The 26,373-nt window shown below is 58.4% G+C and carries 24 protein-coding genes; 9 read left to right on the top strand and 15 right to left on the bottom strand.

From position 1 onward, the window contains the following. Positions 1–48: 48 nt before the first annotated feature. The 3 genes from ALO80_RS04545 (at position 49) to ALO80_RS04535 (ending at position 3,092) form a co-directional block, all read left to right on the top strand. Positions 49–1,008, top strand: a complete 960-nt coding sequence (locus tag ALO80_RS04545; RefSeq protein ID WP_055008103.1) for a LysR substrate-binding domain-containing protein — start codon at positions 49–51, stop codon at positions 1,006–1,008. Positions 1,009–1,082: 74 nt separating this feature from the next. Further along, positions 1,083–1,691 (top strand): FMN-dependent NADH-azoreductase, encoded by a 609-nt coding sequence (locus ALO80_RS04540; protein ID WP_055008102.1) that lies wholly within the window; start codon positions 1,083–1,085, stop codon positions 1,689–1,691. 360 nt (positions 1,692–2,051) lie between these two features. Further along, on the top strand, positions 2,052–3,092 hold the full coding sequence (locus tag ALO80_RS04535) for an alpha/beta hydrolase family protein (RefSeq protein WP_055008158.1): 1,041 nt from the start codon (positions 2,052–2,054) through the stop codon (positions 3,090–3,092). Positions 3,093–3,099: 7 nt separating this feature from the next. Here ALO80_RS04535 and ALO80_RS04530 read toward each other — a convergent pair whose 3' ends face one another. The 10 genes from ALO80_RS04530 to glgA form a co-directional block, all read right to left on the bottom strand. Then, positions 3,100–3,753 (bottom strand): glycosyltransferase, encoded by a 654-nt coding sequence (locus tag ALO80_RS04530; protein ID WP_054988287.1) that lies wholly within the window; start codon positions 3,751–3,753, stop codon positions 3,100–3,102. Beyond that, a complete protein-coding gene (locus ALO80_RS04525) occupies positions 3,722–4,348 on the bottom strand; it encodes a class I SAM-dependent methyltransferase (protein ID WP_055008101.1) in 627 nt (208 codons plus the stop codon). Before ALO80_RS04525 ends, ALO80_RS04530 begins: the two co-directional genes overlap by 32 nt. Next, on the bottom strand, positions 4,345–5,118 hold the full coding sequence (locus tag ALO80_RS04520; protein ID WP_055008100.1) for a PIG-L deacetylase family protein: 774 nt from the start codon (positions 5,116–5,118) through the stop codon (positions 4,345–4,347). The genes ALO80_RS04525 and ALO80_RS04520 overlap by 4 nt, the downstream gene beginning before the upstream one ends. Positions 5,119–5,130: 12 nt before the next feature. Continuing rightward, entirely contained in the window at positions 5,131–6,144 is a 1,014-nt protein-coding gene (locus tag ALO80_RS04515; RefSeq protein ID WP_055008099.1) for an acyl-CoA dehydrogenase family protein, read from the bottom strand. Continuing rightward, entirely contained in the window at positions 6,141–8,324 is a 2,184-nt protein-coding gene (gene glgX / locus ALO80_RS04510; RefSeq protein WP_055007129.1) for a glycogen debranching protein GlgX, read from the bottom strand. Before glgX ends, ALO80_RS04515 begins: the two co-directional genes overlap by 4 nt. Positions 8,325–8,483: 159 nt before the next feature. After that, positions 8,484–8,882 carry a DUF2934 domain-containing protein gene (locus ALO80_RS04505; protein WP_054988292.1) on the bottom strand — a complete coding sequence of 133 codons (399 nt, stop codon included), beginning with the start codon at positions 8,880–8,882 and terminating at the stop codon, positions 8,484–8,486. Between the two features lie 17 nt (positions 8,883–8,899). After that, on the bottom strand, positions 8,900–11,683 hold the full coding sequence (locus ALO80_RS04500; RefSeq protein WP_055008098.1) for a malto-oligosyltrehalose synthase: 2,784 nt from the start codon (positions 11,681–11,683) through the stop codon (positions 8,900–8,902). Further along, positions 11,680–13,758: a 4-alpha-glucanotransferase gene (malQ, locus tag ALO80_RS04495; protein ID WP_055008097.1), complete on the bottom strand. Its 2,079-nt coding sequence runs from the start codon at positions 13,756–13,758 to the stop codon at positions 11,680–11,682. Before malQ ends, ALO80_RS04500 begins: the two co-directional genes overlap by 4 nt. Beyond that, positions 13,748–15,562 carry a malto-oligosyltrehalose trehalohydrolase gene (treZ, locus tag ALO80_RS04490; protein ID WP_055008096.1) on the bottom strand — a complete coding sequence of 605 codons (1,815 nt, stop codon included), beginning with the start codon at positions 15,560–15,562 and terminating at the stop codon, positions 13,748–13,750. The genes malQ and treZ overlap by 11 nt, the downstream gene beginning before the upstream one ends. Before the next feature lie 15 nt (positions 15,563–15,577). Next, positions 15,578–17,176 (bottom strand): glycogen synthase GlgA, encoded by a 1,599-nt coding sequence (glgA, locus tag ALO80_RS04485; RefSeq protein WP_055008095.1) that lies wholly within the window; start codon positions 17,174–17,176, stop codon positions 15,578–15,580. A 617-nt stretch (positions 17,177–17,793) separates the two neighbouring features. Between glgA and ALO80_RS04480 the strand changes: the two genes are divergently transcribed. Further along, positions 17,794–18,285 carry a GNAT family N-acetyltransferase gene (locus tag ALO80_RS04480; RefSeq protein ID WP_055008157.1) on the top strand — a complete coding sequence of 164 codons (492 nt, stop codon included), beginning with the start codon at positions 17,794–17,796 and terminating at the stop codon, positions 18,283–18,285. Between the two features lie 165 nt (positions 18,286–18,450). Here the strand turns inward: ALO80_RS04480 and ALO80_RS31540 are convergent, their stop codons facing one another. Continuing rightward, positions 18,451–18,624 (bottom strand): DUF6026 family protein, encoded by a 174-nt coding sequence (locus tag ALO80_RS31540; protein WP_061447442.1) that lies wholly within the window; start codon positions 18,622–18,624, stop codon positions 18,451–18,453. A gap of 314 nt (positions 18,625–18,938) precedes the next feature. Between ALO80_RS31540 and gnd the strand changes: the two genes are divergently transcribed. From gnd to ALO80_RS04460, 4 genes are read left to right on the top strand one after another with little or no spacing between them, the layout of a single operon-like run. Continuing rightward, positions 18,939–19,913: a phosphogluconate dehydrogenase (NAD(+)-dependent, decarboxylating) gene (gene gnd, locus ALO80_RS04475; protein ID WP_054988298.1), complete on the top strand. Its 975-nt coding sequence runs from the start codon at positions 18,939–18,941 to the stop codon at positions 19,911–19,913. Then, complete coding sequence (gene zwf / locus ALO80_RS04470) at positions 19,913–21,445, top strand: glucose-6-phosphate dehydrogenase (RefSeq protein WP_055008094.1); 1,533 nt, start codon at positions 19,913–19,915, stop codon at positions 21,443–21,445. The genes gnd and zwf overlap by 1 nt, the downstream gene beginning before the upstream one ends. Beyond that, positions 21,438–22,247 carry a Cof-type HAD-IIB family hydrolase gene (locus ALO80_RS04465; protein ID WP_055008093.1) on the top strand — a complete coding sequence of 270 codons (810 nt, stop codon included), beginning with the start codon at positions 21,438–21,440 and terminating at the stop codon, positions 22,245–22,247. Before zwf ends, ALO80_RS04465 begins: the two co-directional genes overlap by 8 nt. 54 nt (positions 22,248–22,301) lie before the next feature. Continuing rightward, positions 22,302–24,119, top strand: coding sequence for a glycoside hydrolase family 15 protein (locus tag ALO80_RS04460; protein ID WP_055008092.1), 1,818 nt, complete (start codon positions 22,302–22,304; stop codon positions 24,117–24,119). On the opposite strand, the gene alkB is transcribed toward ALO80_RS04460, so the two are convergent. The 3 genes from alkB to ALO80_RS04445 are packed head-to-tail and all read right to left on the bottom strand — an operon-like array spanning position 24,120 to position 25,331. Next, positions 24,120–24,806, bottom strand: a complete 687-nt coding sequence (alkB, locus tag ALO80_RS04455; protein WP_055008091.1) for a DNA oxidative demethylase AlkB — start codon at positions 24,804–24,806, stop codon at positions 24,120–24,122. It lies immediately after the preceding gene. Positions 24,807–24,828: 22 nt separating this feature from the next. Then, positions 24,829–25,011, bottom strand: coding sequence for a hypothetical protein (locus tag ALO80_RS04450; protein ID WP_082427628.1), 183 nt, complete (start codon positions 25,009–25,011; stop codon positions 24,829–24,831). A gap of 14 nt (positions 25,012–25,025) precedes the next feature. Next, positions 25,026–25,331 (bottom strand): DUF1883 domain-containing protein, encoded by a 306-nt coding sequence (locus ALO80_RS04445; RefSeq protein WP_054988304.1) that lies wholly within the window; start codon positions 25,329–25,331, stop codon positions 25,026–25,028. Positions 25,332–25,498: 167 nt separating this feature from the next. Between ALO80_RS04445 and ALO80_RS04440 the strand changes: the two genes are divergently transcribed. Further along, entirely contained in the window at positions 25,499–25,849 is a 351-nt protein-coding gene (locus tag ALO80_RS04440) for a hypothetical protein (protein WP_002553291.1), read from the top strand. Positions 25,850–25,904: 55 nt separating this feature from the next. Here the strand turns inward: ALO80_RS04440 and ALO80_RS04435 are convergent, their stop codons facing one another. After that, positions 25,905–26,186, bottom strand: a complete 282-nt coding sequence (locus tag ALO80_RS04435; RefSeq protein ID WP_054988313.1) for a hypothetical protein — start codon at positions 26,184–26,186, stop codon at positions 25,905–25,907. Positions 26,187–26,373: the final 187 nt, after the last annotated feature.

Below are 26,373 nucleotides of genomic sequence, written 5' to 3'. Positions count from 1 at the left end.
GCTTGTCATGGCATTGCATACTCTCGGCTCTTGAAGCGAGGTGGCCGGGTGTTTGATCTCAACGATCTGTTTTATTTCGTCCAGGTGGTCGAATGCCTTGGCTTCGCGCCCGCAAGCCGCAAGTTGGGGATTCCCAAGTCAAAGCTGAGCCGCCGCATTGCCGGGCTCGAGGAGCGTCTGGGCGTGCGGCTGATTCACCGTTCGACCCGGACGTTCGCCGTGACCGAGAGTGGACGCGATTACTATGCTCACTGCGTGGCAATGCTGGTCGAAGCCGAAGCTGCCGAAGAGGCTATTCTGCGTTCCAAATCCGAGCCGCAGGGCAGGGTGGCGATCAGCTGTCCTCCAGCACTGGCGGCAATGGGCTTCAACGAGACCATTGCCCGGTTCGCGGCCGAGCACCCGAAGGTTCAGGTCCAGGTGGAAAGTACCAACCGCCGCGTTGACCCGTTGACGGAGAACATCGATATCGCCTTGCGCGTACGCTTCCCGCCGCTGGAAGACGACGGGCTGGTGGTCAAGCTGCTCGGGCACAGTGCTCAACGTCTGGTCGCACGCCCGGATCTGGCTGCCAGGCTGTCCGCTACGCCTGCACTCGAGGCGTTATCAACGCTGCCCAGCCTCGACACCCCCTCTCCAAACCATGAACACCGCTGGCTGCTGGAAACGGTCTCCGGCCATTACGCTGAAATTCGCCACACGCCCAGATTGATTAGCTCGGACCTGGACATGATGCTGCAGGCCGCTTTGCAAGGGGTTGGAGTGGCCCAACTGCCGGAGCTGATTGTCCGCGAAGCGTTGCAGGACGGGCGTCTGGTCGAACTGTTCAGCCAGCACCGGCCAAAATGCGGCATCGTACACGCCGTGTTTGCTTCGCGCCGTGGGCTGCTTCCCGCGGTCAGAGGGCTGCTGGATGTGTTCGAGACCTCCTTCAAAGAGCTGAGCTTGAGCCCCGACTCACTCTATTGTTCTCTTAATAGAACGAACAGTCGCATTCAAGACCACTAATCATCTATTGCAATCAAGGATAGGATGCTCGCCACTTCATCGCTCAGTGGCGATTTTCTTTAAGGAGCTACGTTATGAATTTATTGCACCTCGATTCCAGCATCCTCGGCGATCATTCCGCTTCGCGTCAATTGACCCATGAAGTCGTTCAGGCCTTTCAAAGCTCGCATGCCGACAGCCAGGTGACCTACCGCGATCTCGCCAGTGAAGCCTTGGGGCATTTGTCTGCTGCCAGCCTCGCCGCAGCGGGTACCCCGGTGGAGGCACGTGATGCTGCCCAGCAGCAGGAAGTCGTCGGCAACGAAGCCACCTTGCAACAGTTTCTCGATTCCGACGTGCTGGTGATCGGCGCGCCGATGTACAACTTCACCATTCCGTCCCAGCTCAAAGCCTGGTTCGACCGGATTCTGGTCGCTGGCCGTACGTTCCGTTATTCCGCAGCAGGCCCTGAAGGCCTGTGTGGCGGCAAGAAGGTTATTATCGTTTCCACGTCCGGTGGCTTGCATGTCGGCCAGCCAACCGGCGCTGGCCACGAAGAATTGCTCAAGACGTTGTTCGCCTTTATCGGCATCACCGATCTGCAATTCGTTCGCGCCCACGGCCTGGCTTACGGAGAAGAGCCTCGTGCCAACGCCATGACAGCGGCGCAAGAACATATCGAAAGTGAGCTGTTTGCTGCCTGATCGATAAGGCGCTGCATAAAACTCCACACCCCGTGCAGCGGTTTGCACCGGTTGTGGAGTTTTTTTGTGCCCCGCATAAATGCGTGCGGACATGAACGTATTCGACCTTGACAGCTTCCTTACAGGTAATCGGGCTTTACAGGGATTAAGCTGTCCTTTCGCCGCACCGGAATTCCAGGTGTTGCGGGGCTTTTCGCCATGACCGAAAAGAACACGCGGTTTGTGGCCCGGCTTGTGCACTATTTCTGTTTTGAACACTCTCATCTGAGTGGAAGCGGGGCGCTGGAGCACGATGCTCGACACAAGCGCTTAATGGACTGTCCGGACGAGTTTCCGGATTTGCAAAGGTTGGGCCTTGCCATGGTACGTCTTTGTGCAGTGATGCTGGTTTGCTTGCTCGACAGCCTGATTGCAGTGCATGCACAAGCTGATGATGCCTGGAGCGCGGGCTATCACGAGTTGAGTTTCCCCGACCCGCTGGATTCGCAGCCGGTGCAGGCCATCGCTTTTTACCCGTCGACCGGCAGCGATCAGTGGAGCACCCTCCACGGCTATCGTGTCGAGGCCAGTGAAGATGCGCCGATTGCAATGGGCCGTTTCCCTTTACTGCTGCTGTCGCATGGCAATACCGGCACACCCCTGGCGTTGCACGATCTGGCCACGTCACTGGCGCGTCAGGGTTTTGTAGTCGTTGCCGTGGTTCATCCCGGCGACAATGATCGCGACCACAGCCGGCTGGGCAGCCTGAGTAATCTGTATGGCCGCCCCTTGCAGATCTCCGAAGCGATCAGCACGGCCTTGCTTGACCCTCTGCTCGCGCCTTATCTCAATGCTCGTCAGGTGGGTGTGATCGGCTACTCGGCCGGTGGCGAAACCGCGCTGATTCTGGCCGGTGCGCAGCCTGACCTGCAGCGCCTTCGCCAATATTGCCTCGAACGCCCGACAGACCGCGATGCCTGCAAGACGCAGGGAGAGCTGGTCGCCGACCGGGATGACCTTCATGCCCAGGCCGATCCACGGGTCGGTGCGCTGATGTTGATGGCACCGTTGAGCTTGATGTTCGGCCGTCACACATTGGGTGACGTGCACGTACCGGTGCTGATGTACGCGGGGGATGACGACCAGTTATTGGCGATCGACCGAAATGCCGAAGCGCTGGCGCGCAAACTGCCGCAGGCACCGGATTATAAATTGCTGGCGGGAGCAGGGCACTTTGTCTTCATGGCACCGTGCAGTGACGAGCAGCGCTCGACTGCACCTTTATTGTGCAATGACCCTGACGGAGTGGACCGCGAAGACATCCACCGTACCCTGAGTGCAGAAGCCGTGCGATTCTTCAGTGCTGCGCTCAATTCTGCCGACACCGACCACTCGGGCATGCAGACAGCCCATCATGAATAAGAGCCATTCAGGCGTTCAGCGAACTCAGAAAGTCACCAAAACCGCCTCTGGCCTTGGAGTCCAGGCGGGTACTGGTGGTGACTCTGGGGCGACAACTCCAGGCGATTCGCGCACCGATCAATTCCAACTGCCGGACCAGGTGCACATCTTCGTGGCAGGTCAGTGCCGGAAACCCGCCTGCGCTGATATAGGCAATTGAACTGACGCCCAGATTGGCACCGTGAATGTGCCGATGGCCGTCACGTTGCTGATAATGCTGAAGGTAAGCCGCCTGCGCGGCGACGGAAATATCCTTGTTCCAGTCGCCGGGCATGACCGTCCCGCACACTGCATCGGCGTCCAGCGCCAGCTGCTCGGCGAGCCAGTCGTTTGCCACCGTGCTGTCGCCGTCGGTACATGCCAGCCATCGAGCGCCTCTGTCGAGGAGAAAAGCCGCCCCTTCGGCACGTGCCTGTCCGACATTGCGAGCCGAAACCTCGAGAACCATCACGCCATGAGCGCGCGCGATCTCTGCCGAGCGGTCGGTACAACTGTCGAGAACCACCAGTACTTCCACCCGCTCGCCCTTGAGGTCGGGGTGCGCGGCCGCCTGCTTTATCGTTTCGAGGCACAAATCGAGTAGCTGCTCTTCATTGTGCACCGGGATCAGAATGCCGATCATCGGAGAATTCCTGTTCTGCTACGGAGGTTCCATCACGACTCCACAGGTCCAGCAGAAAATCCTGTTCGTGATGACTGAAAAGCCGGTACATGTTCAAGTGTTCGGCAAGGATGTCGTGTACGGCCTGCGCGTTCAGCGGGCAGCCCTCGATATCGGGACGCCAGTGACAGGCGAGCAGCTGGCCATCGGGTGTGAGTGCCGAAAGCGCGCATTCGATAAGACTCCGCAGATCGTCGCCGTCCAGGTAGTAACCCAGCTCGCTGAGTACGATCAGATCGAATTTTCCCTGCGGCCATTGCTGCGGCAAGCGCGCCTGCCGCACCTGCGCGTGAGGCACGCCTGCAAGACGCTGGCGGGCCAGATCAACCGCCAGGCTGGACGTGTCGCAGCACACCAGAGCGTCACACCGTTCGGCAAGATCGGCACTGAGTTCGCCGTTGGCACAACCTGGTTCGAATACCGAGCGATAGCGCTCGCGGGGCAGGGCGGCAAGTGTCAGCGCACGCTTGCGCCGCTCGTACCAACGCTGCTTGAACGCCCACGGATCATCGCTGTTGCGAAACAGCTCATTGAAATAACTGTCGTCAACGCTCACGTGAATACCACTTCAAACGGTTGCAGCAGCCGTTCCAGAACGGCTGCGGGCAGAATAGGCGCAAGCCCGATGGCCGGATCACCCTGCAACTGACTGGCGAACGCCTGAGCGGCATTGCGCTTACGTGCAAGGGTCAGCGGGTCCAGCAACAATTTGCGTGCGCGGTCCCATGGCAGACGCTCGTCTTCAGGGGCAGCCCAATGCCAGGCCCAGATCGGCACTTCGTGAAGCTGCGCCCCGGTAGTTGCGCAGGCCTTTGCACTGGCGCGGCCGACGGCTTCATGATCACCGTGGCCATCTTCTGCCCACGTGGCAAATACCACGTCGGCAGGCCCGAGATGCTGTTCAAGAAACGCCACCAGCCATTCCTCTGATCCGGCAACGGCACCATCCTGCAAGCCGCAACGCAGCCACTCAAGGCGTGCGCGAGGGATCTCGAGCCGGTCCAGAGCTTCGGCGCTCTCCTGGGGGCGGGTTTCAGCTAATCTATCGACGGGCCACAGCGTGGAGCCCGGGTGGCTGGCAGTGCCGTCGGTAACCGAGATCAGCAGCAGGTTGCGTTCCAGCTGCGCCAGCTGGCTCATCAGGCCGCCGCAGGCCAGCACTTCGTCATCGGGGTGCGGAGCGATGATGACCGCCCTGCAATTGGTCGGCACCAGCAGGTCTGCGGTAATCGCGGGCACGCTGCGCAGCCTGGCGGAAGCGTTCCACGTAGCCAGAGGCGTACCCTGACCCGACTCGTCTTCGCTCACTACAAAGCCTTCACTCATAGGGGGGCGCTCTCACAGTGACCACGTCCGTGCAGGAGGTAGCCGTTTACCCGTCAATTGACCCAATGCAGCAAGGTCCTGTTCGGCATGACTCTGGCGCAGAAAGACCGGCAGGTCGGTAATCAATCGGGCAAAGTGGGGGTCTTTGCAATAAGGACCGGCACCGACAGCGCGGCCTACATGTTGAATCACCAGCTCGGCGGCTTGCTCTACATAAGCGCGACAGCGTCTGGCAAGCACTTCGGCATTTTCAGTCGGTGCCTGGTCCAGATGAGCCGCGGCCGCGCGCAGTACGTCGATCGCGGCCTGCAGCGATACATCCACCGCACCCAGGTGCGCAAGGGCGTGCGGCTCTTCGCGTTTGCCGACCTGTGCCAGCAAGCGCTGAGCGATCGAGCGCGAGGCGCCGTACCAGCAGGCCGCGATGCCAATGCCGCCCTGCCAGAAACCGGGGCGTTCCAGGTAGCCACCGGGCGCTCCGACAATCTGGGCGGTGGCGCGCTCGAACATCACGTCGATACTGCCGGTGGCACCCATGCCCACTGCGCGCCAGCCATCGCCGGTCATATGCACGCCGGGTTGATCTAGGCGTACTGCGACCAGTTGCTGGCGTTGTTCCTCGTCCCATGCGGTGATCAATGCATGGCTCAGCGCCGTAGCACCGGAGCACCATGCCTTGCGGCCGTTCAGGCGAAGCGAATCGCCGGAACCGCTGATACTCACCCGTGCCTGTGGTGGCTCTGCCGCCCACATGCCCCAGGTGCTGAATTGTTCGGGTGGCGGGGCACCCAGCTCCGCCATGATCGCCAAGGCGTCGGTGTGCCCCTCGTATAACTTGCACAACCCCAGATCGTGGCCTGCAACGCAGGCCAGCGCCCGCCAGCGCTCAAGTGTCTGACCGCTGGCAGGCAGGGGAAGTTGATCCAGACCCTCGTTGACCAATGCCTGCAAGCACTCGCCCAGCGCACGCGTATCGGCATAACCGTGCTTGCGCCAGTCGAGGAACTCACTCAAGGCATCAATCATTGCTGGTCTTCACGCTTCAGTTCGAACAACAGCAGCGAACGGGGGGTGACGGTATATTCCGAGCCAAATGCAAAGTGTTCCTTGCTGCGCGCATCATCCTGATTTGTGTCGATCAGGCATTCGTAATGAGTACCTTCAGGCACTTCCGGCAGCTTGAAATTGACACCGTCGTGGTGCGCGTTGACAACCAGCAGCAGCGTAGCGTCGGCACCTGGACGACGGATACCGGTTTCCTGCGCGCGGCCATCCATCAGCATGCCCAGGCAACGGCCATTGGCATCGTGCCATTGCTCGACACTCATCTCGTTGCCATCCGGAGCAAGCCAGGTAACGTCCTTGACGCCGATTTCTTCGTTGTAATCACCTACGAGAAAGCGACTGCGACGCAGAATCGGGTAAGTCTGACGCAGCTTGATCACGCGGGTCACGAATTTGAGCAACGCTGCGCCGTCCTCGTCCAGATCCCAGTTGATCCAGCCAATTTCACTGTCCTGGCAGTAGGCATTGTTGTTGCCATGCTGAGTACGTGCGAACTCGTCACCGGCCACGATCATCGGCGTGCCTTGTGCCAGCAGCAATGTGGCGAAGAAATTACGCATCTGACGCAGACGAAGGCTGTTGATTTCCGGATCTTCGGTCGGGCCTTCGACGCCGTGGTTCCAGGACAGGTTGTTATTGCTGCCGTCCTGATTGTTTTCGTCGTTGGCCTCGTTGTGCTTGTCGTTGTACGACACCAGGTCGTGCAGCGTGAAACCGTCATGCGCAGTAATGAAGTTCACCGACGCCTGTGGACGGCGGCCGCGCTGGTTGAACATGTTGCCCGAGGCAGTCATGCGAGCAGCGAAGTCTGCCAACTGACCTTCGTCGCCTTTCCAGAATGCCCGTACGGTGTCACGGAACTTGTCGTTCCACTCCATCCAGCCCGGTGGGAAGCCACCGACCTGATAGCCGCCCGGGCCACAATCCCAAGGCTCTGCAACCAGTTTCACCTGACGCAGCACCGGATCCTGACGGCAGGCCACCAGGAAGCTGTGGCGTTCGTCAAACCCGTCATGGTAGCGGCCGAGAATAGTTGCCAGGTCGAAGCGGAAGCCGTCGACGTGCATTTCCGAAGCCCAGTAACGCAGGGAGTCAGTGACCATCTGCAGTACGCATGGATGGCTCAGGTCGAGGGTGTTGCCGGTGCCCGAGTCGTTGATGTAGTAGCGCTTGTCGTCCGGCATCAGCCTGTAATAGGAGGCATTGTCGATACCGCGCATGGACAGGGTAGGGCCCAGCTCGTTGCCTTCGGCAGTGTGGTTGTAGACCACATCGAGGATGACCTCCAGCCCGGCATGATGCAGGTGCGCAACCATTTCCTTGAATTCGGCAATCTTGCCGCTTGCCAGGTAACGCGGGTCTGGAGCGAAAAACGCAATGCTGTTGTAGCCCCAGTAGTTGGTCATGCCTTTTTGCAGCAGGTGTTGATCGTTGACGAACGCATGAATCGGCAGCAGCTCGACAGAGGTCACGCCCAGCTTGCGAATGTGATCGACTACCGGAGCTGATCCGAGACCGGCAAACGTACCGCGCAGTTCCTCCGCAACCTCAGGGTGGCGCATGGTGATGCCGCGCACATGGGTTTCATAGAAAATCGTCTTGTCCCACGGCGTGCCAACGCGTTGATCACGGCCCCAGGTGTAAGCTTCGTCGATCACTTTGCTTTTTGGTACGAACGGCGCACTGTCGCGCTCGTCGAAGCTCAGGTCGCCGTCAGGGTGACCGATGGTGTAACCGAACAATGCCTCCGACCACTTCAGTTCGCCAACCAGCTGCTTGGCATAGGGGTCGATCAGCAGCTTGTTGTGATTGAAGCGGTGACCGTTCTTCGGGTCGTAAGGACCGTAAACGCGGTAACCGTAGATCAGCCCCGGGTGGGCGTCCGGCAAATAGCCGTGGTACGTCTCGTCGGTGTATTCCGGAAGTTCGATGCGTTCAAGTTCTATTTCACCGGTCGAGTCGAACAGGCACAGTTCTACCTTGGTCGCATTGGCCGAAAACAGTGCGAAGTTGACACCCAGGCCATCCCAGCTGGCACCGAGCGGAAAGGGAAGTCCTTCACGAATGCGAGACGGGGTATTGCCTGGATTGTCTTGCTGGGCCGACTTGTCTTCTGCCGGTGTAGTGGACTTCGTATTCATGATGACTTCCTGACGTCGAATGATTTTCTGAGCGGCCAAGACCGCTATCGAAGCCGTAAAGACTTCAATATTGACGATTAAAGTATGGGGGTGTAGCAGGCCTCATCTCCGATCAGAGCGAGACCTGCAACAATTGACCGGTGCCCGGCCAGAAGAGTTTCAAGAATTCGACGGCTTGCGTGGCTTCTTGGCAGCAGGTTTGGCTGGGGCATCAGTTGACGTGGCGGCGGCAGGCTTTGCCTTGGGTGCAGGCTTCGGTGCGGCCTTGGCTGCTGGCTTGGGCTTCGCTTCGGTCGCCGGTTTTGCAGCAGGTTTGGCCGCTGGCGCTGCCTTGGCGGCAGGCTTGGCTGCGCTCTTGGCAGGAGCCTTGGCGCTGTCTACTTCGGGCAGCTTGGGCTTGCTCGATTTACGCACACTGGACTTGTTCGGTGCCAGGGCTTCGGCTTCTGCAAGTTTGCGTGCCATTTCCCAGTGACGCTCGTCGTGTCCGGAAGGCTTACCTTCCGATTCCCAGATTTGGTAGGCAAAATCGCGAATTCTTTTTTCGTCGGCACTCATCTTGAGACTCCCAGCTATTACATAGTTTGAATAAGCATATTGACGGAAAATCTTTCAAGCGCTGCACTGAGCGGTATCTCCCGATCGTTCGTTACGGCAACGTCGGAAAAGAGTCCTTTCCAGTCAGATCCGGAGTCGGCAAACGGCAGAATAATCCGCGTGTCGCTCCAATGGGCAGCATTAATCAATGGAGTTTGCGCAGTACCTAATAGTTCACTGCTTGTGCGTGGGACTACGATGATAGCGCGCACTCCTTGCGTTTCCCGGGCAAAAGCCATCACGTGTTCAGCGTGGCTACCCTTTATTTCCAATGGTTGATAACGGCCCTCACTGAACAGCGTTGGATACGTGGCCCGCAGGTTCAATACCTTCGCGATCAGCGCCTGTTTGATGCGACCGTCCTGCCAGTGATCGAGCAGTTCGGCAGCGCTGGCTTCTTCTGCCAGCGCTTTTTGCCGAGCTGCGTAATCAACCGGTCGCCGGTTGTCCGGATCCACTAGGCTGAAATCCCAGAACTCGGTGCCCTGATACAAATCGGGAACACCGGGCACGGTCAAGCGTAGCAAGGTTTGCGCCAGACTGTTGAGCGCTCCGGCGGTCGCAATGCGATTGGCCGTCGCGCTCAGGGACTGACGCAACGCGACTGCTTCCGGAGCCAGCAGCAAGCGTTCGAGAAACTCCCTGCAGGCAGTTTCGTAGGGCTGGTTCGGTGCGCTCCAGCTACTTTGCAGTTTGGCTTCGCGAAGGGCCTTTTCCTGCCACTGCACCATACGTTGGGCGTATGCCTTGTGGGCGTCTTCGCCCTCAAGATCAAGTGGCCAGCTACCCAGTAGCGCTTGATAGAGCATCAGTTCGTCGCCCGCGCTGATGGCCGGTTCGTCCCCCTTGAGGGGCATCGCCAACTGTCTCCAGCGCTCTACCTGTTCGGCATACCACGGGGCACATTCGCTCAGCACTGCAAGGCGTGTGCGTGTATCCTCGCCACGCTTGTGGTCATGCGTCGCCGTAGTCAGCAGGTTATCGGGAAACTTCTCCAGACGCTCCAGGCAGACCTGGTGAAAGTCTTCGACCGGCGCACTGAAATGCTGCGGGTGGAATCCCACGTCGTTGCGCGACAGCAGCACTGCTGACCGGTAGAACGAGGTGTCTTCAACCGACTTGGCGGCGACCGGAGAGGTGAGTTGCTGAAAGCGTACGCACGCATTCTTGTAGAGCTCGCGCAACGGTCCGCGCGGGAGTTTTCGCCACGATTCACCTCCCAGCCAGCGCGCCAGGTAATCCAGTACCGGCCAGTCGCCTTCGTTCAGGGTCAAGCGAGCCCCCTCCATTGCCTGCTGGAAATAACGGTCATCTTCCGCTGACCGGCCGCACACCGAAATGTAGGTACGGTAGATAGGAAAATTGACCACCAGCGCCAGCAAGGCCCGGCGAATTGCACCCAGTGTGAGGTCACGGCTCATCAGGTCGCTGCGTGCAACCTGCAGCAACGACTGCGCCACGTTCTCGAAATCGCCCGCCAGCGTGCCATGCAGGACCAGATCCCGGGCAACCAGCACTTCCTGGTCGAAGTCTGCGGTACGCTCTGTCAGGCGACTCCACAGCTCTCCCAGCGGCTCTTTGCCCTTGGGGTCGTGTTGCAGCAGCGAAACCTGATTCATGAACTCGTAGCCGGTCGTGCCGTCTACGCTCCAGTCTTCACGCAGCGGCTCGTCGGGACCCAGAATCTTCTCGACGAAAATGGGCAGATGATCAATTTGTGCCTCCGCAGGGCGTAGCTTGAGCAGGCTTTTGACCCGGCGATGCAACTTGCGGCCGTAGCCACGTGGATTGGCCAGCCCGTCGATATGGTCGATACGCAGCCCGTCTACCAGCCCGTCGGCAATCAGCTGGAATATCTTGCCGTGGGTGGCTTCGAATACCTGCGGTCGTTCTACACGCAGGCCACCCAGTTCGTTGATATCGAAAAAACGCCGCCAATTGATGTCGTCACCGGCCGTACGCCAGCTGGCCAGTCGATAGTGCTGACGTTCCAGTAACTGATGCAGACGCTGAAAGCCTTCCGGCGTGCTGGAGTCGAAGTGCGCGAGGATCTGTTCGATGCCTTTGAGCACCTGTGTATCCTTTGCCAGTTCGGCCAGCTCGGTTCTGACCTGACGCGCGCGCTCATAAGCTTGCGGGTACTGAGCCAGCGCCGTAAAACGCTGGCTCATTTCGTTCAGTTGCGGGTGTTGCGCTGCCTGCAGTAACGAATCGTAGGTTAACGGACAGATCGGGAAATGATGCTGGTAATGCTCGATATAAAAACAGCCGTGCCCAGCGTCAAAGCGCAGCGGGATTTCTCCTGCCTGCAGGACGGTGCCGTAGTCGCTGCTCAGAAATGGCAGCAACAACTGACCTTCCAGTAGCGGGTCCGGCGAATTCCACTGAATGTCGAAAAACTCCGCATATGGGCTGCGACGGCCCCATTCCAGCAAGTCCAGCCACCATGGGTTGTCTGCACCCCCCACAGCCATGTGGTTGGAGACGATATCGAGGATCAACCCCATGCCGTGTTCGCGCAGGGCGGACACCAGGCGCAGCAGGGCCGGCTCGCCGCCCAGCTCGGGGTTGATGACAGTAGGATCGACTACGTCGTAGCCGTGCATCGAGCCGGCCCTTGCCTTGAGCAGCGGCGACGCATACACGTGGCTGATACCGAGGCTGGCGAAGTAGGGCACCAGGGGCACTGCGTCGTCGAGTGTAAAGTCTTTATGAAATTGCAGGCGCTGGGTGGCGCGCAGGGGCTGGATTGGACGGGTCATTGATCGCGCTCCGCAGCTTGCAGCCGGGATTGAGAGAGCAATTCCAGTCTTCGAGCAGCATTCGGGTTATCAAGCAAGGAGGCCGCATCGCCGGGAAGACGTCTGCGCCAGTTGGGGTGGCTGTCAATGGTGCCGGGCAGGTTGGCCTGCTCCTCGACACCCAGCGCATCTTCCATTGGCAACAACACCAGTGGAGCGCGCGTATGGCCCAGATAGCGAACGCTTGCATCGATAATCTGGTCCGGATCTTCGCTGTCGGACGGCAGACTGTCGATGTTCTGACTCAAGGCACGACGCAGGCTTTCATATTCCCGCACGCGCTCTTCTCGCCACTGGGATTCGTGCTGTTCATCGATGTGACCGAGCCGCGCGTTCCACTCGATATCCAGTTCGCTGAGCCAGCCTGCCAGAGTAGGCAAATCGTGCGTGCTGGTGGTGGCCAGGGCTTGATCCGACCAGTCGAGAATCGGTTTGAACTGGCCGTTATTTTGCTCGAACAGCAGTACGCGCATGCCCAGAATGGCACGGGCGCTGAGCTTGTCGCTGAGGCCTTCGGGTACGGTGCCAAGGTCTTCACCGAGCACAATTGCCTTATGCCGCCAGGATTCCAGGCTCAACAGGCGAAGCATGTCATCCAACGGGAAATTCAGGTAAGCACCCTCGCTGGGCGGTGATCCCTGCGGAATAACCCACAACCGTTGCAGCCCCATGACGTGGTCGATTCGCAGGCCACCGGCATGGGCGAAGTTGGCGCGCAGCATTTCAATGAAGGCGCGAAACCCGTTACGTTTGAGACCATCCGGCGAAAATGCAGAAATTCCCCAACTCTGTCCTGCTCGGTTGAGAATGTCGGGTGGTGCACCTACGGTTAAAGCCGACAACAGCTCGTCCTGACGACTCCACGCCTGACTGCCGGCACCATCGGCACCGACTGCCAGATCGGCAATCAGGCCGATGCGCATGCCGCTGCTGCGCGCTGCAACCTGCGCGCGCTCCAGACCGCGAGCAATAAGCCATTGCGCGAACGCATGAAAACCAATGTGTTCGCTATGTGTTTTGGCGAATGCTGCCACCGCTTCACTGCGAGGGTCTTTGAATTCTGTCGGCCAGTCATGCCAGTTGTTGCCAATGCCCAGCGTATCGGACTCGGCACACAGCGCTTCGAAGCGGCAATGATTTTCCAGCGCTTCGCCACCGCTGTGGCGAAAGCTGTTGAAATCTTCGTGCAAGGGGTGATCACCTGCACTGAACACCTCATACAGTTTGTGCAATGCTTTCCACTTGGCATTGGCGGCGGCCGGCCAGTCGATCAACGACTGCGTTTCGAGCCGTTTCATTTCCTCGCCAACGCGGGCATCCTCGACAGCCTGACGCCAGGCACCCTCACCGAGGATGGCACCCGGTGACGCATAAAGGCTGTTCAGAAAAAGCCGGCTGGACGGTGAATAGGGGCTATAACGGTGCGGGTCATTGGCAAACATGGCGTGGATAGGGCTGATGCCCAAGGCATCGGCTCCCCGCTCGCCCGCAGCGCGTACGACCTTCTCCAGTGCTTCGGTGTCGCCAAAACCTCCGTCACCGTCGCGACGCAGACTGTAAAGCTGAGCGGTCAGCCCCCAGCCGCGTGGCGTGTTGGTTTCGCTGGCCATTGCCATGCTGAAACAGGTTTTCGGTGCGACGGCAATGGTCAGGTGTTGTCCGGCAATTTCCAGCTGCTGATAGCCGGGCGGTGCCAGTGCCGGAAGCTCTGCATGGGCTGTCAGCTTTGCACCCAGTGAAGACCCGTCTTCAAGGTGCAGGATGAACGGGGTTTGCGGTTCAAACCACTCGGACAGGTCCAGGTTACTGTCCGTATCGACCGTCAGCAGCGGCGGGGCGCTCGCGCCGTGACTGGCGCTTTGCAGACGTAGAAGGCTGGCGTCTATGGCCTCGCCGTTTTCAGCAGGGTAGCCCAGCGCTTCAAGGACTTTACGCAGCACATCAGGGCTGACGGTCTGCGGCCGAGCGTTTGCATCGACCCAGTGCACCGATAGCCCTGCCTCGGTCGCAAGCCTCTCCAGTTGCTCATTGTTCATCCTGTTCCTCCAGAACATCACTTGCTGTCAGGCTGACAATGGCCGTGTAAGGATTGAGGATGGCTGGCGAGGAAAGTTCGGAGGATTTTAAGGCGTTGGAGAATATCTGCCGGCCCTTTTGTGGCGGCAGGATATTCACGGCGTGCTGGCTGAGATTCAGGTCGATACGCAGCTCGCTGTCATCACCAAGGGTCCAGCGCGCACTGAACGCCTTGTCGCCGAGGATATCGGTTTTATGGAAACGCGCACCGGGCAGGCGCGGCATGATCTCCTGGTGTCGCAAGGCCAGCAACTGCGTGTAGAAGTCGAACCAGCTGCGGTGGTCCAGACCTTTGTCGGTCTCCAGATCCATTGCCGAAAAAGCCGGACGCGACGCCTCGAACGTTTTAACGTCGTTGGGATCGGGAATGTGCTCGCGCTTCTCCGCATCGGCAAATGCTGCGAAGTCGGCAAACTCCTTGCGGCGTCCTTCACGTACCGCGTCGGCCAGTTCGCCATGGTGACTGGTAAAGAACAGAAATGGTTCGCTGGCCGCCCACTCATCGCCCATGAACATCAGCGGGATCATCGGTGAAAGCAGCAGCAGGGCAGTTGCGGCTCTGAGCGCCGCAGGGTCGCACAGTTGCGGCAGACGTTCACCCAGCGCACGATTGCCGATCTGATCGTGGTTCTGCAAAAACAGCACGAAGGCCGAAGGCGGAAGATGCGCACTGGGCTCGCCTCGCGCATGCCCGTGACGCGTCTTTTCGCCCTGATAGACAAAACCCTCACTGAGCAGGCGAGCAAGCTTTTGCGTGGGTTCCTGAGCAAAGTCGGAATAATAGGCGTCGGTTTCGCCGGTCAGCAGCACGTGCAGCGTGTTGTGTCCGTCATCATCCCATTGCGCATCGAAACCTTTTTCAAGAAGACCGGCCTGGTTGAACTCGTTTTCAAGGTTCAGCCAGACATGTCTGCCCGGCTCGATGCGCCCGCGCACACGGGTGGCGAACTCTGGCAGGAATGTCTCGTCGCGAATGGCGTGTACGGCGTCCATACGCAGGCCATCAACGCGGTATTCAAGTAACCACATCAAAGCGTTGTCGACGAAAAAGTCGCGTACCGGCGGGCGTCGAAAGTCGATGGCATCGCCCCAGGGAGTGTGCAGGTCACTGCGGAAAAACTCCTTGGCGTAACTTCCCAAGTAGTTGCCGTCGGGGCCGAAGTGGTTGTAGACGACATCCAGTATCACCATCAGACCCAGACCGTGAGCGGTATCGATCAGGTGTTTGAGCTGCTCCGGTGTGCCGTATGAAGATTGCGGAGCGTAGTGAAGAACGCCGTCATAGCCCCAATTGCGATCACCGGGGAACTGTGCCAATGGCATCAGTTCAATGGCGGTGATGCCCATTTCGGCAAGGCGCGGGAGATGTTTTTCTACCGCTGCGTAGCCACCCATCGCACCTACGTGCAGTTCATAGATCACAGCCTCGTGCCACGGTCGACCGTTCCACGAAGTGTTTTGCCATGAATAAGCCTGAGGGTCGACTACGATGCTGTGCGAGTGAACGTCACCGGCCTGCGCACGAGATGCAGGGTCAGGCACGTCCAGCTCGTGATTAATCCTGAAGCGGTAGCGAGTGCCCGCTCCGCAGCGGGCCTCGATTACGAACCAGCCTTCCGGCTGGGGCAGCATGGCCAGTGACTGACCATCCTGCAGTTCGACGTTGACGTAGGAGGCATCCGGTGCCCAGAGGGCAAAACGGGTGTGTTCAGGGTCCAACAAAACGGCGCCGTGGCGCCAGTTATCGTCTGTACGCAGTGGCATCCATTGATCCTTAACCTAGTAGTTACTGGAAATGCTCACATTTTTCTTCAACAGGTCACGATAGAGATCTGCGTAGGGCTCCACCGCCTGATGCCAGTTGAAAGGAGCCGCCATTGCACGGCAGCGCATGGCGTTGAGCAGCTCCGGATGGGCAAAGACCTGAAAGGTGCGATTCAGGGCTTCGGTATAGCTTTCAACGGTTGATTCATTGAACAGAAAGCCGGTGACGCCGTCCTCGATCGTGTCCGCCAGGCCACCCGTGTTCCGCGCGACAGGCAGAGAGCCGAAGCGTTGTGCATACATCTGGCTAAGGCCGCAGGGTTCGTAGCGTGATGGCATCAATAGAAAATCGCTGCCAGCAAACATGCGTCGCGCGTCGGTTTCATTGAAACCGATACGCACCCCGATACGTCCGGGGAAGCGTGCGGCCAGCTCGCGCATGGCATCTTCTTCCTCGGGCTCGCCGCGTCCGATGATTGCGATCTGTCCGCCATTGTTGACGATGTGTTCGGCAACGCCGATCGTCAGATCCAGGCCTTTTTGATACACAAGACGTGAGACCACCGCATACAGAGGCCCGGCCGAGGCATCCAGCTCAAAAAGCTCACGCACGTAGTCGGCATTGATTTCCTTGCGCGTCCACTCGTTGGGTGCGAAGTGGCAAATCAGGTGTTCGTCGGTGGCTGCATCCCAGCTCTCGTCGATTCCATTGGGTATGCCGCTTAGTTGGCCTTTGTCAGCCTTGCTTTGCAGAAAACCTTCCAGACCGCAGCCAAACTCGGGTGTGGTGATCTCCTGAGCATAGGTGGCGCTGACGGTCGTGATGTGGCTCGCAAAGGCCATGCCCGCCTTGATGAAGGACAGCTGGCCGTAAAACTCCATGCCTTCAGGGGTGATGGCTTCATCCGGAATGCCCAGTTCGCGGCTCGACGCCGTACTTACCGTCCCTTGATAGGCCAGATTGTGAATCGTGAAGATGCTTGGCGTGGACTGACCGCGCCAGCGCATATAGGCAGGTGCCAGACCCGCGGGCCAGTCGTGGGCATGAACGAGTTCGGGGCACCATTGGCTCTTTACTTCACCCGCCGCGAATTCGGCAGCCGCCAGGCCCAGGCGGGCAAAACGGATGTGGTTATCGGACCAGTCGCGACCGGTGCTGTCGGCGTAAGGCGTACCTTCACGCTCGTAAAGCTCAGGACAGATCAGCACATAAATCACGAGGCCGTCTTTCATGTCCATACGACCGACCTTGCAGGGGGGCAACGCAGCATGCCCGCCCAGCTGGCTGATGATATGGATCGGATTGCCGCTATTGATTACTTGCGGATAACCTGGAATCAGAACCCGGACGTCGTGCAGATGGCGCATGGCTCGCGGCAATGCGGCAGATACGTCGCCCAGGCCACCGGTTTTCACCAGGTCGGCCAGTTCCGAGGTCACGAACAGCACTTTGCGCCTGTGGACCTGAGACATGGTCGGTGTTGGCTGAACGGTCGAGGTTGGCAATTGCAACAAAGGAACGCTCTTGGTAGAGAAGACTGGCAGATGAGTCAGCTCGCCGACAGGCTGGTTAAAACTCTCTCCCTTCTGGGTTTTGACAGCGGCGCTAATCATCGATTTTTCCCCTTAAAACAGTCTTGGTGCATCACTTGATTTTTATTGGCCATTTCCTATGGCCGGGTACACATACGTGCACTACGCAAGATCGATACCCGTTTGGACCATGCGTAGTGACAAAGCGGTGTGATGTCGCCTTAACCGGATGTCAGCCAATAGCATAGATGCTCTAATCACATGACCCGGCGGTTTTGGAGAAGTTTCGACTTTTTTCTGCGCGAATGTCTGGCATGGGCTCTGACGCCGCACTGTTCGGCATCCTGCAAGGGCCGGGATGTCAGTCGTTGAGCTTTTTAACGACGTGATTGGCAGTAGGGATCGCGCATGACCGGTCGTCGGATCGTTCGACAATCAAGGTCAGACGCTTCGTTTTCATCAAAAAATACGGGTGCGCAGAAGTCCGGATGAGCGCCATCGGTGCGTCACGCCTTTTCCGGGTGCGTCTGGCGGTCAATCTCTGGGCGTGGCGGGAAAATTCCTACATCCGTACTGGAACATTTTGGAGCGGGGCAGGATAGAATCGGGCCAGACGCTCCAGTCTTGATACTGGCCCGAACGAATTAGCTTTGACTGATTTCACTGAATCACGCTGCGTTGAATTGACGAGGATGGAAATGGAAGCCCCAGAGGTACTGGTACTGCAAGCGAGTTACACAAACCCTGTGCACGCTGATGCGATCGGATTTGTCCTGAACGAATATTCGATGGATGTCATGGGTACAGGTCAGCCACTGTCGAGCGACACTCGTCAGCAATTGGCAATAGAGTTGGCCAAACGCCCATATGCGTTCAGCGTACTGGCGTTCATTTCCGGAGAGCCAGTGGGGCTGGTCAACTGCTTCGAGGGGGTTTCGACCTTTGCCTGTCGCCCGTTGGTCAATATTCATGATGTAGCAGTCGTCTCGCAGTACCGGGGTCTTGGCATCAGCCACAAGATGCTGCTCAAGGTGGAAGAGATTGCCCGCCAGCGGGGCTGCTGCAAGCTGACGCTTGAGGTGCTTGAAGGCAACCGGGTTGCGCAAGGTGCCTACCGGAAGCTCGGTTTTGACAATTATCAGTTGAGCCCTGAAATGGGGCGTGCCATGTTCTGGCAGAAAACGTTATAGATGATTGACTCGGCAGTCTTAGCCTTCTTCGGACCAGAACATCGGGCGGGGAAGGAGCAGTGGGAAGTAGGGCGGGAGCAGTCGGGAAGGTCAGGCGTCAAGCGGGCAAGCCAGAATGAATATCGGGCTTGCCTCGGAGTGTGTTGATAAACGGTTAAACGGCGGTCAGGCTTGAAGCATCTTGCTTGGTGCAGACAGCTGGGATTGCTGCAGTATCGAACTCAAATGAGCGACCTTTTTCTGCAGCTGCTCGCGCTCTTCTTTCAATGCGCGCAATTCGTCGCGACGGATCGTGACATAAAGGGTTTGTGGTGCAAGTGCTGGTAGTACAGTGCCCATTGCTCACCTCGCAAATGGCGGATTCAACCTCAGAAAGGTCCGTGGCAATGACTTTCAATCCATGAGCGCCGCTGCTTACCCTCTCTATCGGCACCGATTTTGATTTCTTTTGCATGATTTTGGAACTTTTTTATTTTTAATTGTCGCGAATGTTTATTAATCGCGACAAAATGCACCACAGGAGGGCGTTGACGCCTTCATCTTCTCGCAAGGGAACCGACGTTCCGCCTCGCTTGACTAATCAGCATGCTCGCAACCTGTCGATGCGCTGGACGGCAGGCGAGGCACCTTTTTACGATTTAAGGAGCACCTTCATGCAACTTGGGATTATTGGACTGGGCCGCATGGGCGGCAACATTGCACGTCGTTTGATGTTGAATGGTCATACGACGGTTGTGTATGACCGTGATGAGGCATCACGCAACGCCCTGGCCAATGACGGTTCGGTTGCTGTCGCAGACCTGAAGGAGCTGGTGGGTGCGCTGGAGAAGCCACGTGCTGTCTGGGTCATGCTCCCGGCAGGCGCGCCGACCGAGGAAACCATCCAGACCCTCAGCCAGTTGCTTGACGCCGATGACGTGATCATCGACGGTGGCAATACCTTCTACAAGGACGACATTCGGCGCGCTCAGGAGCTTACCGAAAAAGGCCTGCATTATGTCGACGTTGGTACGTCAGGCGGTGTCTGGGGGCTTGAGCGCGGCTACTGCATGATGATCGGCGGAGAGGCTGCTGTCGTAGAGCGCCTTGACCCGCTGTTTGCAACACTCGCACCGGGCCTTGGCTCGATCGAGCGCACCAGAGGCCGGACTTCGACCGATGATCGCGCCGAGCGTGGTTACATCCACTCCGGCCCTGCGGGCTCTGGTCATTTCGTGAAGATGATCCATAACGGTATCGAGTACGGAATGATGCAGGCCTTCGCTGAAGGCTTTGATCTTCTCAAGCAGAAAAACTCCGAGCATCTGCCGGCTGAACAGCGTTTCGACCTGAATACCGCCGATATTGCCGAGGTCTGGCGGCGCGGCAGTGTGGTGTCGTCCTGGCTGCTCGATCTGACCGCCGATGCACTGGCGACAGACCCACAACTGGATGCATTTTCCGGCTCGGTTGCCGACAGTGGCGAGGGCCGCTGGACCATCGAGGCTGCCATCGAGCAGGCTGTACCGGTTCCTGTGCTGTCCAGTGCGCTGTTTGCGCGCTTCCGCTCTCGTCAGGCAAGCTCGTACGCAGACAAGATGCTGTCTGCCATGCGCTTCGGATTTGGTGGCCACAAGGAACCTAAATAATGGGCCTGTCGCGTGGCAGCGCCGAGCAAAAGACCGAGATAGCTCCGCCTACGACCCTGTTTCTGTTCGGTGCCCATGGTGATCTGGTCAAGCGTTTGCTGATGCCGGCACTTTACAACCTGTCACGCGACGGCCTTGTAGATGAAGGGCTGCATATCGTCGGCGTCGATCACAATGCGATCAGCAACGCCGACTTTGCGAAAAAGCTCGAGAATTTCATTCGTGACGAAGCGGCCGGCAAGGTTGCCGGTGGCGGCAAGGACCCGCTCGATCCTGTGCTGTGGAGCAAGCTGGCCGAGCGGATCAGCTATGTGCAGGGCGACTTCCTCGATGACTCGACCTATCAGGATATCGCCACCAGGATCGAGAGCACCGGTACGGCGAATGCGGTGTTCTATCTGGCCACGGCACCGCGCTTTTTCCGCGAAGTGGCACAGCGTCTGGGCTCATCAGGTTTACTGCAGGAAACCGAAGGCGGCTTTCGTCGCGTGGTCATCGAGAAACCGTTTGGTTCGGATCTGGCCAGCGCGGTCGAACTCAATAGCTGCCTCCTGAAGGTCATGAGCGAGAAGCAGATCTACCGGATCGACCACTATCTGGGCAAGGAAACGGTACAGAACATTCTGGTCAGCCGGTTTTCCAATGGCCTGTTCGAATCGTTCTGGAACAATCATTACATCGATCATGTTCAGATCACGGCTGCAGAGACCGTAGGTGTTGAAACCCGTGGCAGTTTTTACGAGCACACCGGTGCACTGCGCGACATGGTGCCCAACCACCTCTTCCAGTTGCTGGCGATGGTTGCGATGGAGCCCCCGGCTGCGTTTGGTGCCGATGCCGTTCGCGGCGAGAAAGCCAAGGTAGTCGGTGCCATCCGGCCCTGGAGCCAGGAGGAAGCCCTGGCAAACTCGGTCCGGGGTCAGTACGCGAAAGGCGTGATGGGTGACAAGGAGGTTGTCGGCTATCGTCAGGAAGAGCGCGTAGAGCCCGACAGCGCCACCGAGACGTATGTTGCGCTCAAGGTCATGGTCGATAACTGGCGTTGGGTGGGCGTGCCGTTTTACCTGCGCACCGGTAAGCGCATGAGTGCTCGCAGCACAGAAATCGCCATCTGCTTCAAGCCTGCGCCCTATGCGCAGTTTCGTGATACGGAAGTCGACCGGCTGAAGCCCAACTATCTGAGAATTCAGATCCAGCCCAACGAAGGCATGTGGTTCGATCTGTTTGCCAAGCGTCCTGGTCCGGAACTGAAAATGGAAGATATCGCGCTGGGCTTCGCCTACAAGGATTTCTTCGAGATGCAACCCTCCACGGGGTACGAAACCCTTATTTACGACTGCCTGACCGGTGATCAGACCCTGTTTCAGCGTGCCGACAACATCGAGAACGGTTGGCGTGCCGTTCAGCCGTTCCTTGATGCATGGGCGGCGCAGCCGGAAGTGCAGTTGTACGACGCTGGCAAGGACGGCCCCGAGGCGGGTGAAGAACTGCTGAGTCGTGATGGCCGCGAATGGAGAGAATTGAATGTCTGAACTGCCCGTACAGCTCTTGCTGTCCGACATCGACGGCACGGTGCTGCGCCGCGACCATAGCCTGAGTCAGGCCAATATCGACGCAATCAGGCATCTGCGCGAGGCTGGCATTCACTTCACACTGGCCAGCAGTCGCCCACCCAGAGCCATGCGTCAGGTAATCGATGCGCTCCAGGTGGATCTGCCCACTGTGGCGTTCAATGGCGGCACGATCACCCACCCCGACGGCAGTCTGCTTGTAGCTCATCGCATTGATCAGCAAGCCGTCAGGGTCTGTCTTGAGCTGTTCACTGGCCAGGATGTTGCCATCTGGGTATTTGCCGACGATCAATGGCTGCTGCTCGATCCTGATGCCGACTATGTCGATCATGAGCGTGACGCGCTGGGTTACGATTATGTTCAGGTCGAGAGTTTCGAGCCCTATCTTGATCGTGTCGACAAGATTGTTGCAGCGAGTGCCGATTTCGAGCTGCTCAAAGCTCTGGAAGTACAGCTCAACCCGATGATCGAAGGGTTGGCTCTGGCCGCTCGCTCGCAAAAGTACTACCTGGATGTGACCGCGCTGGAGGCCAACAAGGGCGCGGCGCTGGTTGCGCTGGCTCAATATCTGAAAATCGAACTGCCTCGCACAGCGGCGATAGGCGATGGCGGCAACGATGTGGCGATGTTTCACAAGGCCGGCTTGTCGATTGCAATGGGGCAGGGTGAGCAGACAGTCAAGGGACAGGCTGATCATGTTACAGATAGCAATGAGCAGGACGGCGTCGCCGTCGCTATCAGGCGTTACATTCTGCCGGCCTGAGCCTGATAGCGCAGGGAACGTATGTTAACGAATCATCACTACGGGCATTTCTGAATGGCTGCACTGATCGAAGACTACGCATTGCTGGGCAACTGTCAGACAGCGGCACTTGTCGCCAAAGATGGTTCGCTGGACTGGTTGTGTTTCCCCCGCTTCGACTCGACCGCCTGTTTCGCCGCATTGCTGGGCAGCGATGACCAGGGGCGCTGGAAGATTGCGCCGACTGCCGAGGTCACCGCTGTCGAGCGCCGTTACCGCAATGGCACACTGATTCTCGAAACCGTTTTCGAAACGCGTGACGGTCGTGCCATGCTCATCGACTTCATGCCCATGAAGACGGCTGGCCACGTGGTGCGGATTGTTGTCGGGCTGTCCGGGCAGGTCGAGTTCGGCGTCGACCTTGCCATTCGCTTCGACTACGGCAGCAGCGTGCCTTGGGTCGAGCGCAAGGATGCCCATACCCTGACCGCCGTGGCGGGGCCGGAGATGCTGGTTTTGCGCAGCCCCGTGGCCTTGCATCCTCAGGATCATCACACTGCCAGCCGTTTTCATGTTGCTGAAGGCGAGCGCAAGGTATTTACGCTGGCGTATCAGGCGTCTTTCGAACCGTTGTGCGAGCCGATCGATGCTGACCAGGCGCTGGAGGTCACGGCTGCCTACTGGCGGGAGTTTTCTGACCGCTGCCCTGACGTCGGGCCGTGGACGGCGCAGGTAAAGCGCTCGCTGATTACGTTGAAAGCCATGACCTATGCTCCTACCGGAGGCATTGTTGCCGCGGTAACCACTTCATTGCCCGAGCAATTGGGTGGTGAGCGTAATTGGGACTACCGCTATTGCTGGCTGCGCGACGCCACCATGACCCTGCTGGCGTTCATGAATCTGGGGTATTTCGAGGAGGCAACTGCCTGGCGAGACTGGTTGTTGCGCTCGGTTGCCGGTAACCCGGAGCAAATACAGATCATGTATGGCGTAGGCGGTGAGCGACGTTTGCAGGAGTATGAGCTGCCGTGGCTCAGCGGCTACGAGAACTCGCTGCCGGTCCGTGTTGGCAACGGCGCGGCTACTCAGGTGCAACTGGATGTCTATGGCGAGGTCGCCGATGCCATGATCCAGGCGCTCAGAGGCGGTATGCCGCAGCACCCGCGCAGCGTCGCAATCTCCAAGGTGGTCATGCCCTATCTGGAAAAGATATGGCACCTGCCGGATGCCGGTATCTGGGAAATTCGCTCCGAACCGCGCCACTTCACCCATTCAAAAGTCATGGCATGGGTGGCTTTCGACCGTAACGCTACCCAGATCGCTCAGGCTGCCCAGGATGATGAAGACCGTGCGCTGGCGAGGCATTACCGGAGCGTGGCTGACGCGATCCATGCCGATGTCTGCCTTAACGGTTTTGATCCTGATCTTGGCAGCTTCGTGCAGACGTACGGCTCGAAAGAGGTCGACGCCAGCCTGCTGCAGATTGTGTTGACCGGTTTTCTCGCACCGGAAGACCCTCGCGTTGTCGGAACTGTCGCGCAGATCGAGCGTACGCTGATGCAGGACGGCCTGTTGCTGCGTTACGACAATGAGCGCAGTGTCGATGGCGTTGCGGGGCACGAAGGAACGTTTCTGGTGTGTTCGTTCTGGCTGGCTGACGCCTATGTGCTTCTGGGGCGCGCCGATGACGCTGCAAGGCTGTTCAAGCGTCTGTGTGACTTGTGCAATGACGTAGGCCTGCTGGCAGAGCAGTACGATCCGCAGGGTGGGCGCATGCTGGGCAATTTTCCTCAAGCGTTCAGCCATATCGGCATCATCAATACTGCATTGAATCTGCATCGAGCCGTTTGTCCTGCGCTGGCGCGGACGTCGGGCGAGCTTGAGAGGGCATGATCAGCCGTCGCGGCCAGCCTTGCGAAACGTCAGGTTGATCCGTTGCTCGCCCAGCAGCGGATGCCCGGCCTGTTTGATCGGCAGAATGCCATGGAAGCGCAGCCTGTCCTCACCACCCCAGACCACGACATCGCCATGAAACAGTGAGATACGCTGAGTCTTGTCGCTGCGCAGCAGGCCGCCAAACTGGAAGATGGCCGGTATACCCAATGAAACCGACACCACTGGCCAGCGATGGTCGTACTCGTTTCGGTCCTGATGCAAGGACATCCTTGCTCCGGGGATGTAGCGATTGATCAGGCAGGCGTCAGGTATGAAGCCGGCATAGCCTGCTGCGAGCGCAGCATCCTGCGCCAGTTGCATGAATGCGTCCGGCATCGCTGGCCACGCTTGTCCTGTCTGCGGGTCAGTCTCAATGTAACGGTAGCCGTGACGGTCGGTTATCCAGCCCAGTTGCCCGCAGCTGCTCAGCGCTGCAGACATGTTCAAGCCACTGGGTGTCTGCATGTGCCGGAACGGTGAGAGTGTCAGCGTGTGTTCAAGGGCAGGCAGCAATTGTGGCATTGCCGGCAGCGCGAACCCCCTGAACAGCCATGACCCGGGCCCGATGCGCTCGTCGCTTGGAGGCTGGGCCGTCTGATCGGCAAACAGATCCAGATTGGCGGGTGTGTCACCTTTGCGTTGCATGATCGGTCAGCTCCGGCACGTCTCAGAGAGCCTTGCTGACCTTGACATCGGTAATCTCATCGTCGCTCTGGCCATGCATTTTTTTCAAGGCGGCTTCGGCTTCCTCGATGGAGGCAGATTGCAGTTGAGCAAACTCGAAGCGGCGTTCACCGTTGAGCTTGTAGCTGACAGCAAACTTGGTGGTGCGTGGGGCTGGATTGTTCACGGTGACTCCTTGCATCATCCCAGGCGTGAGGTCGAGCGCCGGACGATCTTGATCTTGTGGGTGAAAGGTGGTTTGCGTCCGGCGTTGGTGTCTGCCTTGCGTCCGGCGGTATCGATGGTGATGTTCCAGAAACCGGTGCTCGGGGCAGCGATCTTGGCGGGAAAGGTGTCAAATGCACCGCCATGATAGGTGTGCCGACCACCATTTTTGAAGCTGCGGAAGTTCGCATCGTTCATCAGACGGATATTGCAGGTCTGAGAGCACTCGATGACGACCAGGTCGTCCTCATTGAGATGCTCACGCTGGTGTACGAATTTCATGACAGGCTCCGAAATGGGGGTTTTTCTGAAAAATCAAAACGATAGCATGTGAGGCAGTGAATTTGATGTTCGTGGGCACTAATTTGCCGTGTTTCCCGTAAAAATTGCCCAAGTCGGGATTTAATTGCGCGCAGGCTTGTCGTAGGACCTTTATTTGGAGGCTTTGTATGAAACTGGCTGTAGTAGTCCTGGCTCTGGCAATGACTGGCTGTGCCACCGTGAATGACATAGAGCATACGCCGCCCACCATGAACGTGATGTCAGGCAAGAATCCCAAGGAATACGCCGATTGCTTCGTTGGCAAGATCGCCAGCAGTCGCAAGCCGCCTCTGATCGAGCCTCGTCACGACGGCTTGCGGGTTATCGTGGCGCAAAAGCTCAGCAAGTCGCCGGCGGCAGTCGTCGATGTCGAGAGCCGCTCGGGTGGAAGTACGATCAAGGTTTATGAGCGACTTTCCAATGTGCCCATCCGCTTCAGGGATGTTCAGAACGCTGCCGAGGCGTGCATTTCAGGGTGATGGTTCAGCCAGGATCAGCTGGCCCTGTCCGTTGCGGACAGGGCGGCATACCTGATTACTTGCAAACCACCAGTACGCTACGACTTTTGTAATTGCCCACGTCTACACCCAGCGTCTTTTCGCTTTCGGCAGGCTGCGGCGTACCGTCCGTACCGACGATTTCGTATCCCGTGCCCGCGCAGGATGCGTCCGCCTTTTCGTAGCAGCTTGCCCAGGACATCGCCTCGCCGGAGCAGTCGATGCTCAAGCCCTGTTTGCCATTTTTCAAATAGGTGTTGGAGGCGGTTGCGCAGCCCGCAAGGCTCAGCACAGCAATAATGGACAGGATTCTGATCATGTTTTTCGCTTCGAGATAAGGCCAGGGAATTAACAAATGCGAGCGTTGGACTGGCAAAGGGTGCCATCGTTCCGCCATGTTTTTCATCATAAATTGTGCTTTGCTCGCGTGCCACTGCGGCGCTTGCCGTCAACCGGGGCATAAATGCTTCTGCCGTCGAAAACAGACACGCAGGGCCGGCCCTGCG

Origin of the sequence: Pseudomonas caricapapayae (assembly GCF_001400735.1) — a bacterium.
In the GTDB taxonomy this organism is placed as follows: domain Bacteria; phylum Pseudomonadota; class Gammaproteobacteria; order Pseudomonadales; family Pseudomonadaceae; genus Aquipseudomonas; species Aquipseudomonas caricapapayae.
The sequence above is the reverse complement of the archived record's forward strand: the minus strand, read 5'-3'. Positions and strand labels throughout refer to the sequence as shown.

Excerpts from the sequence above, each read along its gene's own strand:
- ALO80_RS04540 (WP_055008102.1), top strand. The coding sequence starts at position 1,083 with ATGAATTTATTGCACCTCGATTCCAGCATCCTCGGCGATCATTCCGCT.
- ALO80_RS04535 (WP_055008158.1), top strand. The coding sequence starts at position 2,052 with ATGGTACGTCTTTGTGCAGTGATGCTGGTTTGCTTGCTCGACAGCCTG.
- ALO80_RS04530 (WP_054988287.1), bottom strand. The coding sequence starts at position 3,753 with ATGATCGGCATTCTGATCCCGGTGCACAATGAAGAGCAGCTACTCGAT.
- ALO80_RS04520 (WP_055008100.1), bottom strand. The coding sequence starts at position 5,118 with ATGAGTGAAGGCTTTGTAGTGAGCGAAGACGAGTCGGGTCAGGGTACG.
- ALO80_RS04515 (WP_055008099.1), bottom strand. The coding sequence starts at position 6,144 with ATGATTGATGCCTTGAGTGAGTTCCTCGACTGGCGCAAGCACGGTTAT.
- glgX (WP_055007129.1), bottom strand. The coding sequence starts at position 8,324 with ATGAATACGAAGTCCACTACACCGGCAGAAGACAAGTCGGCCCAGCAA.
- ALO80_RS04505 (WP_054988292.1), bottom strand. The coding sequence starts at position 8,882 with ATGAGTGCCGACGAAAAAAGAATTCGCGATTTTGCCTACCAAATCTGG.
- ALO80_RS04500 (WP_055008098.1), bottom strand. The coding sequence starts at position 11,683 with ATGACCCGTCCAATCCAGCCCCTGCGCGCCACCCAGCGCCTGCAATTT.
- malQ (WP_055008097.1), bottom strand. The coding sequence starts at position 13,758 with ATGAACAATGAGCAACTGGAGAGGCTTGCGACCGAGGCAGGGCTATCG.
- treZ (WP_055008096.1), bottom strand. The coding sequence starts at position 15,562 with ATGCCACTGCGTACAGACGATAACTGGCGCCACGGCGCCGTTTTGTTG.
- glgA (WP_055008095.1), bottom strand. The coding sequence starts at position 17,176 with ATGATTAGCGCCGCTGTCAAAACCCAGAAGGGAGAGAGTTTTAACCAG.
- ALO80_RS04480 (WP_055008157.1), top strand. The coding sequence starts at position 17,794 with ATGGAAGCCCCAGAGGTACTGGTACTGCAAGCGAGTTACACAAACCCT.
- ALO80_RS31540 (WP_061447442.1), bottom strand. The coding sequence starts at position 18,624 with ATGGGCACTGTACTACCAGCACTTGCACCACAAACCCTTTATGTCACG.
- gnd (WP_054988298.1), top strand. The coding sequence starts at position 18,939 with ATGCAACTTGGGATTATTGGACTGGGCCGCATGGGCGGCAACATTGCA.
- zwf (WP_055008094.1), top strand. The coding sequence starts at position 19,913 with ATGGGCCTGTCGCGTGGCAGCGCCGAGCAAAAGACCGAGATAGCTCCG.
- ALO80_RS04465 (WP_055008093.1), top strand. The coding sequence starts at position 21,438 with ATGTCTGAACTGCCCGTACAGCTCTTGCTGTCCGACATCGACGGCACG.
- ALO80_RS04460 (WP_055008092.1), top strand. The coding sequence starts at position 22,302 with ATGGCTGCACTGATCGAAGACTACGCATTGCTGGGCAACTGTCAGACA.
- alkB (WP_055008091.1), bottom strand. The coding sequence starts at position 24,806 with ATGCAACGCAAAGGTGACACACCCGCCAATCTGGATCTGTTTGCCGAT.
- ALO80_RS04445 (WP_054988304.1), bottom strand. The coding sequence starts at position 25,331 with ATGAAATTCGTACACCAGCGTGAGCATCTCAATGAGGACGACCTGGTC.
- ALO80_RS04440 (WP_002553291.1), top strand. The coding sequence starts at position 25,499 with ATGAAACTGGCTGTAGTAGTCCTGGCTCTGGCAATGACTGGCTGTGCC.
- ALO80_RS04435 (WP_054988313.1), bottom strand. The coding sequence starts at position 26,186 with ATGATCAGAATCCTGTCCATTATTGCTGTGCTGAGCCTTGCGGGCTGC.